Genomic DNA, 16558 nt, shown 5'->3' on the forward strand with positions numbered 1-16558 from the left:
GGATGTGGGGCAGCGTAAAACGTGGTCGGCCGCGACCGGGGTGGGCGATGTGAAAGCGCCTGAAGGCAGTCGCCTGGATAAAAGCGAGACAACAGGGCTCGTCCGCGCCAAGGATTGGGCTGCGACAGAGCTTGGGCCGATGGCGGGCTGGCCTCCCCTCCTCCGCTCTACAGTGGACGTGATCCTCGCCTCACCGATGCCGATGGCAGTGGTGTGGGACGTCGCCCGCCAGCACATGATCTACAACCAGGCCTATGCCGAGATACTGGGCGACCGGCACCCGCAGGCGATCGGCCGGACGGCGCGCGAAGTGTGGCCCGAATTGTGGGGTATCTGGTGCAGTGAGGTCTTCGCCCAAGTGTTCGAGGGTAAGTCGATCGCGGCACTCGACCAGTGCCTGATGATCGAGCGCAGCGGCAGGCCAGAGCCCCTGTGGTTCGACCTCTATTACGCGCCGCTTGGCGGTGCGGAAGTGATCGAGGGAGTGCTCTGCACGGCGATCGACTGCACGCAGCGCAAGGCGGCGGAAAGTGCGTTGCAGGTGAGCGAGGAGCAGTTCCGCACGCTCGCGGAGGCCGTGCCGCACCATATCTGGATGGCGGACGCGGACGGCAATTTCAGCTGGTTCAATTCGCGCGTCTATGATTTCGTGGGCTCTCCCCATGGCGTGGAACTGAATGGCGAATGGGTGCCGCTGGTCCATCCCGAAGACAGCGAGGAGATGCTCGACGCCTGGCAGGTCGCACTGACCGATCAGGGCGCGTTCGAGCATACCTATCGTCTGCTCGACCCCAGGGGCCAATATCGCTGGCACCTCGCCCGCGCGCTGCCGACACGCGACTCCGAAGGCGAGGTGGTGCGCTGGATCGGTACCAATACCGACATTCACGACCAACGTGGACAGGCCGACGCGCTGCTGGAGCGCAATGCCGCGCTCGAGAAGAATGTCGCGGTCAGAACGCGCGAGCGCGACCGGATCTGGAACGTCTCGCGCGATCTGCTGCTCGTCGCCGACCGGAACGGCCATTGGCTGGCGGTGAACCCGGCCTGGACGCTCGCGCTGGGCTGGAACGAGGAAGAACTGCTCTCGACGCCGTCGGCCGACTTCATCCACGCAGATGACCGACAGACCATCCTGGACGAGGTCGGAAGGCTCGGCCGGGGCGAGAGCAGCGGACGCTTCGAATGCCGGCTCCAAGCGCGCGACGGAAGCTATCGGATGCTGTCCTGGACATCGGTTCTGATCGACGGGCTGATCTATGGCGTGGCGCGCGATATCACTGCCGAACGCGAGGCGGCGCGCGTTCTCGCCGAAACCGAAGCGGCCCTCCATCAGGCGCAGAAGATGGAGATCGTGGGGCAACTTACCGGCGGTATCGCGCATGATTTCAATAATCTGCTGCAGGGTATTACCGGATCTCTCGATATCGTGCGACGGCGGCTGGCGGACGGCCGGGCGGCAGATGCGGAGCGCTTCCTTCAGGGCGCGGCCGAATCCGCGGATCGCGCGTCGGCCCTGACGCACCGCCTGCTGGCCTTCGCGCGAAGGCAACCACTCGATCCGCGAGCGACCGACGCCAACCGCCTGATCGATTCGATGCGGAGCCTGCTGGAACAGACGCTGGGTGAGCGGATCAGGCTCGATTATCGGCTCGATCCCGATTTGTGGGGCACGCGTTGCGACCCCAACCAACTGGAAAGCGCACTCCTCAACCTCGCGATCAACGGGCGCGACGCGATGCCCGAGGGCGGGACGTTGACGATCGTCTCGGGCAATGTCGCGGAAGACGGCGAGCGCCGGGCGTTGCCGCCGGATCTGGCTCCCGGCGACTATGTGCGAGTATCGGTGGTGGATACGGGCGGCGGCATGGATACGGATGTCATGGCGCGGGCGTTCGAGCCATTCTTCACCACCAAGCCATCGGGCCAGGGAACGGGGCTGGGCCTGTCGATGATCTACGGTTTCGCCCGCCAGTCCTGCGGCAAGGCGGTGATCCATAGCGGAACCGGGCTGGGCACGACGGTGACCCTGTTCCTACCCCGCCATGACGGCGAGGTGGCGGATACTCCCACGGAGGAGGCGCAGCCGGAGGCCGCGGTCGGCAAGGGCGAAACGGTGCTTGTGGTCGAGGACGAGCCCGTGGTGCGGGCGCTGATCGTCGAACTGCTCGACGAGCTCGGCTACCATTCGATCGCCGCGGAAGACGGTGCGCCGGGGCTGGAAATCCTGCGTTCGGACCAAGCGGTAGCGCTGCTGATCACCGATATCGGCCTGCCGGGGATGAATGGGCAGGAACTCGCAGAACAGGCGCGCCGGCTGCGGCCCGAACTGCCGATATTGTTCATGACCGGCTATGCCGATGCCGCCGCCCGCCCCGAGGGATTTCTAAGCGAGGGCATGGCGCTAATCACCAAACCTTTTGGCGGGGCGATGCTGGCGAGCCGCATCGGCGCGATGCTGCGCCGTAGCTGATCATGGTCCGCCGAAACCTGTATCTGGTGGCAGGCGCTGCCGCCTTCGCCACGGGCACGATCGGCATCTTCCTGCCGCTGCTGCCCACCGTGCCCTTCTACATCCTCGCCGCCTTCTGCTTCGGCCGCAGCAATCCCGCCTGGGAAGCCAGGCTGCTGGACCATCCCCACTTTGGCCATCATATCCGGAGCTGGCGCGAGCGCGGCGCGATCAGCCTGCGCGCCAAATATCTGGCGCTGACGATGCTCGGGGCAAGCGCGGTCGGCGGCCTGCTTCTGCTGCAATGGCCATGGTCGATGCTGCCCGCGGCCGTCGCGCTTTCCACGGGCACCTGGATCTGGACACGGCCGAGCGAATAGCAGCCTATTCGGCGGCGATGCAGTCTTCCGCAGCGTCTGCAAGACCATAGAGTGTGGTCCTGCGGACGGGCGTCCGGCCAAGCGAGGCCGCCATTGCCCGCATATCGGCCGCCGTCATTTCCTGGCCGTGCGTCGCGCCGGCCGCGCGGGTGATGCTTTCGTTCATCAGCGTCCCGCCAAGATCATTGGCCCCGGCGCGGAGCGCGGCGCGCATCCCTTCGCGGCCCATCTTCACCCAGGACGCCTGAATATTGTCGAAGCCGAGCACGAGGCGCGACACGGCGTGCATCAGCACCGCCTCGCGCGCGGTCGGCCCCGGCCGTGCCCCGCCACGACGGTAGATCGGCGCTTCATGGGCGACGAAGGCCAGCGGCACGAATTCGGTTAAACCACCCGTCCGCACCTGAAGGTCCCGCAGCGCTGCAAGATGGATCGCCCAATCCCGATAGGTGTCGACATGGCCGAACATGATCGTCGCGGTAGTGCGAATGCCTTGTTCGTGCGCGGTTTCGATGACTTCCAGCCATTGGCCGGTGTTGAGCTTGTCCGGGCAGAGAATGGCGCGCACCGGATCGTGCAAGATCTCCGCCGCCGTTCCCGGCAGGCTGCCCAACCCCTCGTCACGCAGCAGCGCCAGATAATCGGGCAAGGCCATGCCCAACGTGCTGGCGCCATGGCTGATTTCCAGCGGCGAGAAAGCATGGACGTGCATGGCCGGATCGACACGTTTTACCGCGCGCAGGATTTCCAGATAGGTCTCACCGGTGAAGCTGGGGTGGATACCGCCCTGCAAGCAGACCTCGGTGCCGCCGCGATCGCGCGCCTCCATGACGCGGGCCGCGATCTCTTCCATATCGAGCAGATAGGCAGCCTCGTTGCCCGCGGCCTTGCGGTTGCCCTTCGAGAAAGCGCAGAAATTGCAGCGATAGGTGCAGATGTTGGTGTAGTTGATGTTGCGATTGACGACGTAGGTCGCGACATCGCCAATCACCTTAGCGCGCAGATGATCCGCGGCCTCGCAGACCACGTGATAGTCAGCCCCACGCGCATCGAAGAGCGCAGCAATGTCGGTGATGGCGAGGGCACTCCCCTGCCCTGACAGCACGGCATCGACCGTGGCGGCGATATGCCCGCGTGTCACGATGCCGCCGCGTGGCACTGGTGCCATGTCGCTGGACCGGCCGGCGCGCCAATGGCCTTCGCGTCCGAGTCCGCCGGCATCGCTATGTTCGAGCACCGGACGACGCATCGCGGGGTTGAGCCAGCGGTCCGCATCGCGCGCAAAGGCGGGATAGATGGTCAGGCGTTCGGCCAGTACCTTGCCAGCGGTCGCAGTCGCCGCCCGCAACAGGTCGATCTCTGGCCACGGAGCCTCCGGGTTCACATGATCTGGAGTGAGCGGGGAGACGCCGCCCCAATCGTTGATTCCCGCCGCTATGAGACGCGGCAGCTCTGTGGGCGCCAGATTGGGTGGCGCCTGAATGCTCATTTCCGGCCCCAGCATCAGCCGGGTGACGGCGATCGTCCACAGCAACTCGTCGGCGTCGGCCGGCGGCGCGGCTGCCATCTTCGTGCCGGGCTTCGGCAGGAAATTCTGGACGATCACTTCCTGCAAATGGCCATGGCGGCGATGGAGATCGCGCAGCGCGGCGATGGCCGCGATCCGTTCGGCGCGGGTTTCGCCGATGCCGATCAGGATGCCCGAGGTGAAGGGCACGGCCTGCCGCCCCGCAGCCTCGATCGTGGAGAGCCGAACTGCGGGCACCTTGTCGGGCGATCCATGGTGCGGCCCACCCGGTTCACCCAGGCGATCGGCGATGGTTTCCAGCATAAGGCCCATCGAGGCCGAAACCGAGCGCAGCGCCGCCACCTCCTCATCGGTCATGCAGCCGGCATTGATATGCGGCAGCAGGCCGGTTCGGTCGCGCACCGCGGCGGCGACGTGCGCCACATAATCGAGCGTGCTGGCAAAGCCGTTGGCATCCAGCCATTCGCGCGCGGCCGCGTAGCGCAGTTCCGGTTTCTCGCCGAGCGTGAACAGCGCCTCGCGACAGCCCATCGCCGCGCCGCGTTCCGCAATCGCGACAACCTCGTCGACCGACATGTAGGGGCTGGCGAGTTTGCGCGGCGTCTTGGCGAAAGTGCAATAACGGCAGACGTCGCGGCACAGCATCGTGAGCGGCAGGAACACCTTGGGCGAATACGTGACGATGTCGCCATGGCCGGCGTCGCGCAGGGCCGCCGCGGCCTCCTGCAACTCAACGGGATCGCAGGCGAGCAATGCCGCCGCCTCATAGTCGGCGAACATGGCGGCCAGCGCGCCTTGCTCACCGGCAAGCTGGCCGGAAGCGATGGCGAAATCCAATGGAGCGTCGATGTCCCGACCGATGGCGGCATCGACAAGGATACGGGCCTGGTCGGCGGCTTCGCGGTGGCGGGTGAAGCTGCCGGGGCCGAAGGACGGCTCGATCGCCGTATCCGTCGGCATGACCATCATGTTGGTGCCGTTGCCGCGCGCGCAGGGCACGATCAGGACGCCGGCACCGCGCCGATAATAGTCCAGCACCTTTTCGACCGAAGTCACATCAACCAGTGCCAGATCGGCCGGGACGAGCGCCACATGGCCAGCACCCATTGCGTGTGCGGCAGCGATTCCCGCGGACATGGCGGCGTTGAGCCCGGAATCGGTCTGGTCGACGACCTCGGCGCCGAGATCCCGCGCCACACCAGCCACGGCCGCATCCGACGTGACGACCAGCACGCCGGCGAATGCGGCGCTGTCCGCCAGCGTCGCGATCACATGGCAGGCCATCTCCAGCGCGAAATCCGGGCGGGCGGCGCCCAGTAGCTCGGCAAGGCGCCCCTTGGCCTGATCTAGCCGCTTCACCGGCACGACCGCCCAGATATCGGCTTCAGCCCGAAACGCCATCCTTGCCCGACCCTTCCTCGGTTCCTCCTACGGAACCTCTAATGCACCTTGCGCCAGCAAGCGGCAAACGCAGGTGCAATAGCTTGCAGTAGGGGATCAGAGCTATTTCATCAGCACCAGTTCTTCGGACATGGACGGATGAAGGGCCACTGTATCGTCGAATGCCTGCTTGGTGAGGCCAGCCTTCACCGCGATGGCGGCCGCCTGCAGGATTTCCGGTGCATCGGGGCCGATCATGTGCAGGCCGAGCACGCGATCATTTTCCGAATGAACGATCATCTTGTAGAGCGCGCGTTCGTTGCGGTTGGCCAGGACATTCTTCATCGGCCGGAAATCGGACGTGTAGACCTTCACATTGCCGAAGCGGTTGCGCGCTTCCGACTCCGTCAGCCCCACGCCGGCGAGCGGCGGATGACTGAACACGGCGGAGGGGATACAGCCATAATCGACCCGGCTGGGCTTGTTGCCGAACTGCGTGTCGGCGAAAGCCTGCCCCTCGCGGATCGCGACGGGGGTCAATTGCACGCGATCGGTGACATCGCCGACCGCGAAGATGCTGTCGCAACTCGAGCGGCCATCCTCGTCCACCTTGATCGCGCCACGCTCGTTGAGCTCGATGCCGGCGGTTTCGAGGCCGAGCCCCTTGGTGTGGGGCGTGCGGCCGATCGCATAGAGCAGCACATCGGCGGGGATCGGATCGCAACCGGTGACGTGGACCAGCAGCGAACCGTCGGCGACCTTCTCGACCTTTTCAAACGCAGCATTGAAGCGGAATTCGATGCCCTTGGTCATCGAGATCTGCAGCAAGCGATCGCGGATCTGCTCGTCATAGCCGCGCAAGATCTGGTCGGAGCGGTTGATCAACGTCACATGGCTGCCGAACTGGTGGAAGATGCCGGCAAATTCATTGGCGATATAGCCCGCGCCGGCGATCACGATCCGCTTCGGCAGGCTTTCGAGATGGAAAACCTCGTTGGAAGTGATGCCGAGATCCGCACCCGGGCAATCGGGCACCGTCGGCCAGGCGCCTGTGGCGATCAGGATCTTGCCCGCGGTCACGGTGCGGCCGGATGCAAGCTTCACCTCATGTGGGCCGGCGACGGTCGCGCGTTCGCGAACGATCTCGACATTGTTGTTGTTGAGCGTGTTTTCGTAGAGGCCGTTCAGCCGATCGACCTCGGCCAGCACATTGTCACGCAGGGTCGGCCAATCGAACCGGCAATCGGGAACGTCCCAGCCGAAGCGGCGGGCATCCTGCAAATCTTCCGCGAAATGCGCGCCATAGACGAGCAGTTTCTTGGGAACGCAGCCGCGGATCACGCAGGTGCCGCCGACGCGATACTCCTCCGCTATTGCCACCTTTGCACCATGGGCGGCGGCCACGCGGGAGGCGCGCACGCCGCCCGATCCCGCGCCGATGACGAAGAGGTCATAGTCGTAGCTCGCCATAAATGCTCCGCTGGGTCGTTTCGGGCTCGCAGATAGGGATGCATCGGCGCCAAGGCCAATGTCTTCTCACTATCGCTCTAATCGATTTAGCCGAACGTGCGTGCTTAACCGAATGCGCGAGCGATCAAGGCCCTGGTCGACGGATCGAAACGGTCGGTGCCCTCGGCCTCGATCGATTTCGCGATCTCCTTGCCCAATTCCACCCCGAACTGATCGAACGGATTGATGCCGAGGATCGCGGCGTTGGCGAATACGCGATGTTCGTAGAAGGCGATCAGAGCACCCAGCCGGGCCGGATCGACCCGGTCGAGCAGGATCGTGGTCGAGGGGCGATCACCCGGATAGGCCCGCGCCGGATCCTCGCTCGGCTTGCCGGCCATCAAAGCGGCGCCTTGCGCGAAGGCGTTGACCAGCAAAGCACGGTGATGCGCCTCATCCAGCAGGTCGCCAGCCTCGATCGCGGCGACAAATTCGACCGGAACGAGGTGGGTGCCCTGATGGAGCAACTGGAACACGGCATGTTGCGCGTCCGTGCCGACGCCGCCCCAGGTGATCGGCGCGGTCGGTCGGCCGACGGGCGAGCCATCGAGCTTCACGCCCTTGCCGTTCGATTCCATCTCAAGCTGCTGGAGATAGGAGGGCAGCAGGCGGAGCCGCTCGTCATAGGCAAAGACACCGCGCGTCTCGGCGCCGCGAACGACGGCGTAATAAAGATCGACGAAGGCGGCGAGCACGGGTGCGTTCTGTGCCAGCGGCGCGAGGCGGAAATGGCGGTCCATCGTCGCCGCGCCTTCGAGCAAGGTCTCGAACGCATCCCAGCCCAGCGCCAAAGCGGCGGGAAAGCCGATCGACGACCAGAGCGAATAGCGGCCGCCGACGCTTTCGGAGAAGGGCAACACGCGGGTTTCGTCGACACCCCATTCGATCGCCTTGTCAGGCGATGCTGTAAGGGCGATCACCTGGCCATAGGGATCCTCGACGCCGCCTTCGGCCATCCACGTCAGCGCGCTCTGGGCGTTGAGCATGGTCTCGGTGGTGGTGAAGGTCTTGGAGGCGACGACCAAAAGCGTCGCGGCGGGATCGAAGCGGTGAAACGCTTCCTCCAACGCCGAGCCGTCGACATTGGAGACGATCGCCACATCATAGCGCCCGGCCTCGCGGCCCAGCGCATCGACGAGCAGATCCGGGCCCAGCGCCGATCCGCCGATGCCGATATGCAGGACGTGCCGGATCGGCCCCAGCGCATCGGCTTCGATCGCGTCGAGTAGGGCGCGCATCCGGGCGTGGAAATGGCGGGCGCGCGCCACGCTGTCGGGGGCGCCCTGCCCGCGCTCGGCGCTATGTTCGGCCGCCCGCCCCTCGGTCGTGTTGACGGCCTCGCCTGCGAACAGCGCCTCGCGCGCCTTTGTGAAACCTGCCGCTTCGGCCAGCTCCGCGAACTGCTCGATCAGCGCCGCATCGAGATGGGTCTTGGAAAAATCGAAATGGATGCCGGCCTCGTCGATCACCAGCCGCGACAGGCGATCGGGTTCCGCCGCGAACAGATCGACCAATTTCGGCCGCGCCGCGCCTTCGATTGCGTGCCAAGCCGTTGTCGTATCGACCATGAAGCCAGTCTCCCTTGATGGTGAATCGATACAGGTTGCGCCGAGCCCCCGCCACCCGTTTCACCGCAGCCATGCCAAGATTGAACGCTTGACCGGAAAGCGGCCGCGCAGCACACCCCGCACATGCCCGACCCAGCCTCCGATTCCAGCAACGCGATCGCCATGCCGAAGAAATCCAAGGGCGGTCTCGCCGAGAACATCCGCTTCCTGGTGACCTTGCTGGTCTTCGCAGTGCTGTTGCGCAGCCTGATCGTGGCGCCGTTCAACATCCCGTCGGAATCCATGCTGCCGCGCCTGTTGGTGGGCGATTATCTGTTCGTCGCGAAGTGGCCTTATGGCTATTCGCGCTACAGCTTCCCCTATGGATTGGTGCCGATCAGCGGCCGCATCCTCGGCGGTGGGCCAGAACGCGGCGACGTGGTGGTGTTCAAGACGCCGGCGGACAACAGCACCGACTATATCAAGCGCGTCATCGGCCTGCCGGGTGACATCATCCAGATTCAGGGCGGGCAGGTCATTATCAACGGGACGCCGGTGCCGCGGGTGCGCGTCGCCGATTTCATCGATCCGATCACCGGAAACAGCCCCTGCCGCCCGGAGCCGTCGCTAAACATCGTCGAGGACAAAGTCGCCGACGGCAGCAGCGTCTGCCGCTATCCGCGCTATCGAGAAACGCTGCCCAACGGCCGCAGCTACGACGTGCTCGACCTTGGTCATATTCCCTATGCGGACGACACTGCGACCTATGTGGTGCCAGCGGGCCATTATTTCCTGATGGGCGACAACCGCGACCGATCGGCAGACAGCCGCTATCCGGTCCAGCTCAACGGGGCGATCGGGATGGTGCCGGAAGAGAATATCGTCGGCCGTGCGCTGGTCGTCTTCTTCTCGACCGATGGCGATGCCGAATGGCTGAAACCGTGGACCTGGGTCAGCGCGACGCGCTGGTCGCGGATCGCCGGCGGCTTCTGAGGATCAGTGATGATCCGCCTTGTTGCGGACCAGCGAACGGACGCTTTCCATCCGCGGTGATCCGCCATGCTGGCGGGCGATGGTGACGGCCGCTTCGAGCGCGGGCTCGATCATGCGGCGGGCCTTGGCGAAGGGGAGATAGATATTTTCTCCGCGCGCCGCGTCGCTCAGCGCCATGGCGGCGGCCTGCAACACCTCATCCCGGATCAACATCTGGCGGCCTCCTTTCAGGAGACGCCCTCCCGCCAAAAGAAATGGGGCCTGCGAAACCAGTTCGCAAGCCCCTGATTTCTTTATCAGCGTCCGCCGGTGCGACGAACCGCCCCGGCATGGCGACCGACGCTGCCGGAGCGCTTGGGCGGGAAGCGGCGGGGCCGCTCCTCGCCCGTCCGCTCGCCATCATGACGGCGCGGCTGGCGGTTACCGCCACGGTTGTCCGAAGGCGCCGACGCGGCCGGCTTGGGCAGCTTCGCCTTTTCGGCGATGAAGTTTTCCGGCAGCGGCTGGATCTCCATCTTTACCCGCGTCAGCTTCTCGATCGAGCGCATGTAAGGGCGCTCGTCATCGGCGACGAAGGCGATGGCGATGCCCGCTGCGCCCGCACGCGCGGTGCGGCCGATGCGGTGAACATATTGCTCCGACACGTTCGGCAGCTCGAAATTGAAGACGTGGCTGACGCCACCGACGTCGATGCCGCGCGCGGCGATATCGGTCGCGACCAGGATCTTGATCTCGCCCGTGCGGAACATGCCCAGCGCGCGTTCGCGCTGCGGCTGGCTCTTGTTGCCGTGGATCGCCTCGCAGCCGATACCGGCGGCCTTGAGGTGTTTCACGACGCGATCGGCGCCATGCTTGGTGCGGGTGAAGACGAGCGCGCGATCGATCGGTTCGCTGCGGATGCGCAGCGTCAACAGCGCCTGCTTTTCCGCCGCATTGACGAAGGTCGCGAACTGCTCGACGCGCTCGGCCGTCGTCGACTGCGGGGCGACCGACACCTTCACCGGATCGCTCAAGAAACGATCGCCAAGCTCCGAAATCGCCTTCGGCATGGTCGCCGAGAAGAACAGGCTCTGCCGCTTCTTGGGCAGGAGCTGGTCGATCCGCTTCAGCGCGTGAATGAAGCCGAGGTCGAGCATCTGATCGGCCTCGTCGAGCACGAAGATCTCGACATTCTTGAGGCTCAGCGCGCGCTGGTCGATCAGATCAAGCAGACGCCCCGGCGTCGCGACGAGAATGTCGACACCGGCATGGAGCTGCCGGATCTGGCGGTTGATCGGCACGCCGCCAAACACCGTCATCACCGAAAGGCGCAGGAACTTGCCGTAATCGACAAAGCTCTGGGCGATCTGGCTGGCCAGTTCGCGCGTCGGCGACAGCACGAGCATCCGGCAGCCCTGCGGCGGACGGTGCTTGGGATTGCTGGCAAGAATGGCGAGCGACGGCAGCGCGAAGGCGGCCGTCTTGCCGGTGCCGGTCTGCGCGATGCCGCACAGATCGCGCCCGTCGAGCAGCGGCGGGATCGCCTGCAACTGGATGGGCGTGGGGGTGGAATAATTCTTGGCGGCGAGCGCCTTCAAAATGGGCTCAGGCAGGCCAAGATCGGTGAATTGGGTCAAAATATTGCTTTCAAATCAAGCAAGCACCCGTGACGCAATCGGCGCGCACGAGTGGCAAGCGGGTTCTCATGACGACCCGCGTGAATAGGGAAGCCTCGGGCTTGGGCGTCTCGAGGGAGGGAGCCGGCCTGCCATTTGGAAGCGGCAGGAGATCACGCTGCTCCAGTCCGGATATATGGCAATCCATATACCGACGCTGCGCCGCACATAGGTTAAGCGTTGTCACAAAGCAAGGGCGGGACTTTTCATGACCCTAGGGAGCGGGCAAATTTGGACCGTGGCCGCTGTTGGAGTTTTCCGCTCAATTGCTGCCTGTCGGGACACGCGACATAGCGGACGCCGTCGACGATACGAACTCCCCTCGTCACCCCGGACGTGTTCCGGGGTCCACCGTGCGGCACTCATTGATGTCGATGATCGAGCGACAGCCTTGCGTCTACATCCTCGCCAGCTCCGTTAACGGAACGCTGTATGTCGGCGTAACCTTCGATCTCCTTCGCCATGTCGCCCAGCATCGTGAAGGCATGTTTGACGGCTTCACCAAGCGATATGGCATAAAATGCCTGGTCTATTGGGAGGCGGCAGGCACGATGGAGGCTGCGATCCTGCGCGAGAAGCAGATCAAGCGCTGGCGGCGGGACTGGAAACGGAACCTGATCGAACGGGACAATCCCTCATGGAATGATCTGGCTGTAGCGTTCGGGTTGGAACCTCTGGCCGCGTCGCCCGCGTGACGGTGGACCCCGGAACAAGTCCGGGGTGACGAAGAGGGGATGTCAGCTTCCCCCGACTTTTCTGACCTTCCGCGCTTAAAACCGCCGCCCCGAAATCAGACAGTTGTTCACCTTCGAAGATTGTTCACGCGGCCTAGCGTCGCATCGCCAGCCTTGCCGTTCCGCTTTGTCGCTGTAAGGCTTGCAATCTCCACCTCACAGGAAGCCCCGATGTCGTCTCTTTCCCTGCGTTGCGCCCTGCTGCTTGCCGTTGCCGCCTTGCCCTCGCCCGCCTTCGCGCGCCTTTCGGCGGCCGAAACCAGGATGGCTGCGACCGTCGAGGCCGAGCAGGAGCGGTCGATCGCGCTGCTGGAGAAGCTGGTGAACGTCAATTCGGGCAGCATGAACCTGAAGGGCGTCGAGCAAGTCGGGCAGATGATGCGCACCGAGCTCGAAGCCGCGGGCTTCACGGTGAAGTGGGTGCCGATGGCCGCTGCCGGGCGCGCCGGCCACATCATCGCCACGCACAAGGGCGACGGCAAGGGCAAGCGCCTGCTGCTGATCGGGCATCTCGACACCGTGTTCGAGCCGCATTCCCCCTTCCAGACCTTCGTCCGCAAGGGCGACAAGGCCGAGGGGCCGGGCGTGGGCGATGACAAGGGCGGCATGGTGGTGATGCTCGCGGCGCTCAGGGCGATGCAGGCGGCCGGAACGCTCAAGGCCGCCGATATCGAAATCGTGCTGACCGGCGACGAGGAGGAGTCGGGCAGCCCGATCGAGATCGCCCGCGCCGATCTGGTCGCCGCCGGCAAGCGGGCGGACGTAGCGCTCGATTTCGAGGGGCTGGTGCGGGACAATGGTCGCGACATGGGATCGATCGCGCGGCGCTCCTCCAATAGCTGGACGGTCACCGCGACGGGCAAGACGGGCCATTCCAGCCTGATCTTCAACAGTGAATATGGCGACGGCGCCGTCTATGAACTGACGCGGATCATCGCCGCCTTCCGCAAGGAATTGCCTGAGCCCAACCTGACCTTCAATGTCGGGTTGATCGCAGGCGGTGCGACTGCCGAGGCAGCGGCAGACGGCGCCCGCGTGTCCGCTTCGGGCAAGACCAACATCATCCCCGCCGTCGCCATCGCCATGGGGGATTTCCGCACGCTTTCCGACGATCAGACCGCCCGCGTCCGCCAGAAGATGGAGGCGATCGTCAGCCAGCACGCGCCGCTGACCGACGCGAAGATCACTTTCGACGAAGGTTATCCCTCGATGGCGCCGACCGCCGGTAACCGCGCGATCCTGGCGAGCCTCAACGGCGTCAACCGCGATCTCGGCCTGGCTGAAATGCCCGAGCTCGACCCGCTGAAGCGCGGCGCCGGCGATATCAGCTTCGTCGCCAAGGATGTCGACGGCCTCGCCGGCCTCGGCCCCTACAGCACCGGCGACCACGCGCCGGGCGAAACGGTCGACCTGCCGAGCATGGTGACACAGGCCAAGCGCGCGGCAATCCTGATGACGCGGCTGAGCCGGGAGAAGCGCTGACCCGCTTTCGCCCTTGATCCGCGTGCCCATCGGCCCCAAATGCGCATCATGCTGATCGAAACCGAAACGACGCCGAATCCGGCCACGCTGAAGTTCCTGCCCGGCCAGGCGGTGATGACCGCCGGCACGCGCGACTTTGCCGATGCGGATGAGGCGGATGCGTCACCGCTCGCCGCCGCCCTGTTCAGCCTGGGCGACGTGACGGGCGTGTTCTTTGGCCGCGACTTCGTTTCGGTAACGGCAGGCCCCGGCACTGAATGGCGCGACCTGAAGCCGCAGGTGCTGGGCGTGCTGCTCGATCATTTCGCCAGCGGGGCGCCGCTGTTCGCGGCCGGGTCCGCGGCCGGCATCCACATTCCTGACGACGAAAGCTTCGCCGACAATCCCGAGGATGCGGACATCGTCGCGCAGATCAAGGATCTGATCGAGACGCGCGTCCGCCCGGCGGTGGCGCGCGACGGCGGCGATATCGTCTATCGCGGCTTCGACAGGGGCACCGTCTATCTGGCGATGCACGGCGCCTGCTCTGGCTGCCCGTCCTCCACCGCCACGCTGAAGCAGGGTATCGAGACGCTTCTGAAGCATTATGTTCCGGAAGTGACCGAAGTCCGCGCCGCCTGATCCTTCCAGACCAAGAGAGTAGTTCATGGCCGAAATGCTTTCGGAGGAGGGCCTCGACCTCCTCTTCCGTACCGCGCGCAGCTATAACGGTTTTCAGGACCGTCCGGTCAGCGAAGACCAGCTTCGCGCGATCTGGGATCTGATGAAATGGGGGCCGACATCGGCCAATATGCTGCCCGCCCGGATCGTCTGGTGCGTCAGCCAGGAATCCAAGGAAAAGCTGGCGGCGCTGGCTTCCGGCACCAATGGCCCCAAGATCCTTGCCGCGCCGGTGACGGCGATTATCGGCATGGACCTGGAATTTTACGAGCATCTCCCCCGCCTGTTTCCGCACACCGATGCGCGCAGCTGGTTCAAGGGCAATGACAAGCTGACCGAGGTTTCGGCGTTCCGCAATTCCTCGCTCCAGGGCGGCTATTTCATCATGGCGGCGCGTGCCCTGGGCCTCGATACTGGCCCTATGTCGGGTTTCAACAATGATGCCGTGGACGCGGCCTTCTTCGCGGGCACCAAGGTGAAATCCAACTTCATCTCGACGCTCGGCTACGGCGATCCCGCAACGATCTTCGGCCGATCGCCGCGGCCGGAGTTCGAGGATTTCAACAAGATCGTCTGAAGCTTGGCGCAGTCGGGAACAGAACTGGTTATCGAGACTGCCACGGCAGCCTGCTCCGTCGCGCTGCTGCAGGACGGAGTGCTAGTGGCGGAGATCCATGAGGTCGTCGGTCGTGGCCATGCCGAGCGGCTGATCCCGATGATCGCCGAGCTTCCCGATGGCGGCCGCGCCGATGCGATCCGGGTGGATTGCGGACCGGGCAGCTTCACCGGCGTGCGCGTCGGGCTGGCGGCGGCCCGCGCACTCGGGTTAGGATGGGGCGTGCCTGTCACCGGTTTCTCTTCATTGGCGCTGATCGCAGCCGATGTCGCCGATCCGCCGGCAACGCTGGCCGTGGCGATTGGCGGCGGCCATGGCGAGCTGTTCGTCCAGCGCTTTGCGACCGCGCCGCTGCGGCCCGCAAGCGAGGTTGCATCCCTGAAACTCGAAATTGCCGCCGAGACGCTGTCCGAAGCGGTAATTGCCGGGAGCGCGGCGGAGCAGGTGATCGCTGCCCGGGGATCGGGTGAAGCCCGCGTGGCCGAAGCGAGAGCCGCAAACTTCGTCAGTCTGCCGGCGGAACTGACGGCCCGCCCCCCTACCCCCATCTACGGCCGCGCGCCCGATGCGCGTCCGCCGGCCTGAACGGCGGCATGTCGACCGCGCCGATCCAGGACGCTGTCACGCTCCGCGAAGGGAGCGCCTTCGATATCGCCATGGTCATGGAATTGATGGACGCCGCGTTCGACGCTGCATTCGGCGAGGCGTGGAACACACAGCAATGCCTGGGCATACTCGACATGCCGGGCGTGTGGTTGATCCTCGCGGCCGCAGACGGCAAGCCCGCGGGCTTTGCGCTTTGCCGCGCGATCCTAGACGAAGCTGAGCTACTGTTAATTGGCGTAGCACCGCGCTTCCGCAGGCGCGGTATCGGCCAAGCCCTGCTCGATCGTGTGATAGAAACTGCAGGTTCACGCGATGTTCATCATCTTCACCTGGAAGTTCGACAAGGAAATGACGCCATTGCGCTCTATCATCGCAACGGATTTCGTCAGGTCGGACATCGCAGCAATTATTATCGGGGACGCGACGGCATTCTATTGGATGCCCTAAGCCTGACCAGAGCATTGCGCAGCGATTAAACCTGAATGTTATTCATCGAAAACGAGTTGCATTCCCAAAGTTCTTATTACATGGAAATGTAATGGCCGGCACAAATCGATCGGCCAGTTAAACTCGATTCAAGGGCTCGCAAAATGAACGAAGAGAACGGTCTCGCCGAGACTCTGATCACGCTTACCGCCGATATCGTCTCGGCCCATGTGAGCAACAACAGCGTCGCGGTGTCCGATCTTCCCGCCCTGATCCAGAACGTCCACAACGCGCTGTCCGGCCTGGGCGGCGAAGTCGCGGAGCCTGAGGTCAAGCAGGAACCGGCGGTTTCGATCCGCGCTTCGGTGAAGCCGGACTATATCGTCTGCCTGGAAGACGGGAAGAAGCTCAAGATGCTCAAGCGCCACCTGATGACCCATTATCAGATGACGCCGGAACAGTATCGCGCCAAGTGGAATCTGCCAGCGGATTATCCGATGGTTGCCCCCAACTATGCGGAGCAGCGCCGCAGCCTCGCGAAGAAGATCGGCCTCGGCACCAAGCGCCGTAAGCGCTGATAACGACGCCCC

The 16558-nt window shown here is 64.6% G+C and carries 15 protein-coding genes; 10 read left to right on the forward strand and 5 right to left on the reverse strand.

Features of this window, described 5'->3' with window-relative positions:
* Positions 1-4 precede the first annotated feature (4 nt).
* Positions 5-2473 (forward strand): PAS domain S-box protein, encoded by a 2469-nt coding sequence (locus tag ACFB49_RS05735; RefSeq protein WP_380877095.1) that lies wholly within the window; start codon positions 5-7, stop codon positions 2471-2473.
* Positions 2474-2475: 2 nt separating this feature from the next.
* Entirely contained in the window at positions 2476-2832 is a 357-nt protein-coding gene (locus ACFB49_RS05740) for a YbaN family protein (RefSeq protein ID WP_380877097.1), read from the forward strand.
* Positions 2833-2836: 4 nt separating this feature from the next.
* Here the strand turns inward: ACFB49_RS05740 and cofH are convergent, their stop codons facing one another.
* The 3 genes from cofH to pgi all read right to left on the reverse strand — a co-directional run bounded on the left by cofH (position 2837) and on the right by pgi (position 8817).
* Positions 2837-5761 carry a 5-amino-6-(D-ribitylamino)uracil--L-tyrosine 4-hydroxyphenyl transferase CofH gene (cofH, locus tag ACFB49_RS05745; protein WP_380877100.1) on the reverse strand — a complete coding sequence of 975 codons (2925 nt, stop codon included), beginning with the start codon at positions 5759-5761 and terminating at the stop codon, positions 2837-2839.
* A 102-nt stretch (positions 5762-5863) separates the two neighbouring features.
* A complete protein-coding gene (gene gor / locus ACFB49_RS05750; protein ID WP_380877102.1) occupies positions 5864-7210 on the reverse strand; it encodes a glutathione-disulfide reductase in 1347 nt (448 codons plus the stop codon).
* Between the two features lie 104 nt (positions 7211-7314).
* Positions 7315-8817, reverse strand: coding sequence for a glucose-6-phosphate isomerase (pgi, locus tag ACFB49_RS05755; protein ID WP_380877104.1), 1503 nt, complete (start codon positions 8815-8817; stop codon positions 7315-7317).
* Positions 8818-8979: 162 nt separating this feature from the next.
* On the opposite strand from pgi, the gene lepB reads away from it, so the two are divergent.
* Positions 8980-9789: a signal peptidase I gene (gene lepB / locus ACFB49_RS05760; RefSeq protein WP_380879857.1), complete on the forward strand. Its 810-nt coding sequence runs from the start codon at positions 8980-8982 to the stop codon at positions 9787-9789.
* Positions 9790-9792: 3 nt separating this feature from the next.
* Here lepB and ACFB49_RS05765 read toward each other — a convergent pair whose 3' ends face one another.
* Both ACFB49_RS05765 and ACFB49_RS05770 read right to left on the reverse strand, forming a co-directional pair.
* Positions 9793-10002 (reverse strand): hypothetical protein, encoded by a 210-nt coding sequence (locus ACFB49_RS05765; RefSeq protein WP_380877107.1) that lies wholly within the window; start codon positions 10000-10002, stop codon positions 9793-9795.
* Positions 10003-10085: 83 nt separating this feature from the next.
* Positions 10086-11405 (reverse strand): DEAD/DEAH box helicase, encoded by a 1320-nt coding sequence (locus tag ACFB49_RS05770; RefSeq protein WP_380877109.1) that lies wholly within the window; start codon positions 11403-11405, stop codon positions 10086-10088.
* Positions 11406-11818: 413 nt separating this feature from the next.
* On the opposite strand from ACFB49_RS05770, the gene ACFB49_RS05775 reads away from it, so the two are divergent.
* The 7 genes from ACFB49_RS05775 to ACFB49_RS05805 all read left to right on the forward strand — a co-directional run bounded on the left by ACFB49_RS05775 (position 11819) and on the right by ACFB49_RS05805 (position 16546).
* Entirely contained in the window at positions 11819-12139 is a 321-nt protein-coding gene (locus ACFB49_RS05775) for a GIY-YIG nuclease family protein (RefSeq protein WP_380879859.1), read from the forward strand.
* A 210-nt stretch (positions 12140-12349) separates the two neighbouring features.
* Positions 12350-13660: a M20/M25/M40 family metallo-hydrolase gene (locus tag ACFB49_RS05780; RefSeq protein ID WP_380877112.1), complete on the forward strand. Its 1311-nt coding sequence runs from the start codon at positions 12350-12352 to the stop codon at positions 13658-13660.
* A 48-nt stretch (positions 13661-13708) separates the two neighbouring features.
* Complete coding sequence (locus tag ACFB49_RS05785) at positions 13709-14281, forward strand: NifU family protein (protein ID WP_380877115.1); 573 nt, start codon at positions 13709-13711, stop codon at positions 14279-14281.
* 25 nt (positions 14282-14306) lie between these two features.
* Complete coding sequence (locus ACFB49_RS05790) at positions 14307-14897, forward strand: malonic semialdehyde reductase (protein ID WP_380877117.1); 591 nt, start codon at positions 14307-14309, stop codon at positions 14895-14897.
* 3 nt (positions 14898-14900) lie between these two features.
* Positions 14901-15521, forward strand: coding sequence for a tRNA (adenosine(37)-N6)-threonylcarbamoyltransferase complex dimerization subunit type 1 TsaB (gene tsaB / locus ACFB49_RS05795; RefSeq protein ID WP_380877119.1), 621 nt, complete (start codon positions 14901-14903; stop codon positions 15519-15521).
* Positions 15522-15529: 8 nt separating this feature from the next.
* Positions 15530-16018, forward strand: coding sequence for a ribosomal protein S18-alanine N-acetyltransferase (rimI, locus tag ACFB49_RS05800; RefSeq protein ID WP_380877122.1), 489 nt, complete (start codon positions 15530-15532; stop codon positions 16016-16018).
* A gap of 114 nt (positions 16019-16132) precedes the next feature.
* Entirely contained in the window at positions 16133-16546 is a 414-nt protein-coding gene (locus ACFB49_RS05805; RefSeq protein ID WP_380877125.1) for a MucR family transcriptional regulator, read from the forward strand.
* Positions 16547-16558: the final 12 nt, after the last annotated feature.

This window comes from Sphingomonas sp. DBB INV C78, from assembly GCF_042693015.1.
Lineage (GTDB): Bacteria > Pseudomonadota > Alphaproteobacteria > Sphingomonadales > Sphingomonadaceae > Sphingomonas_E.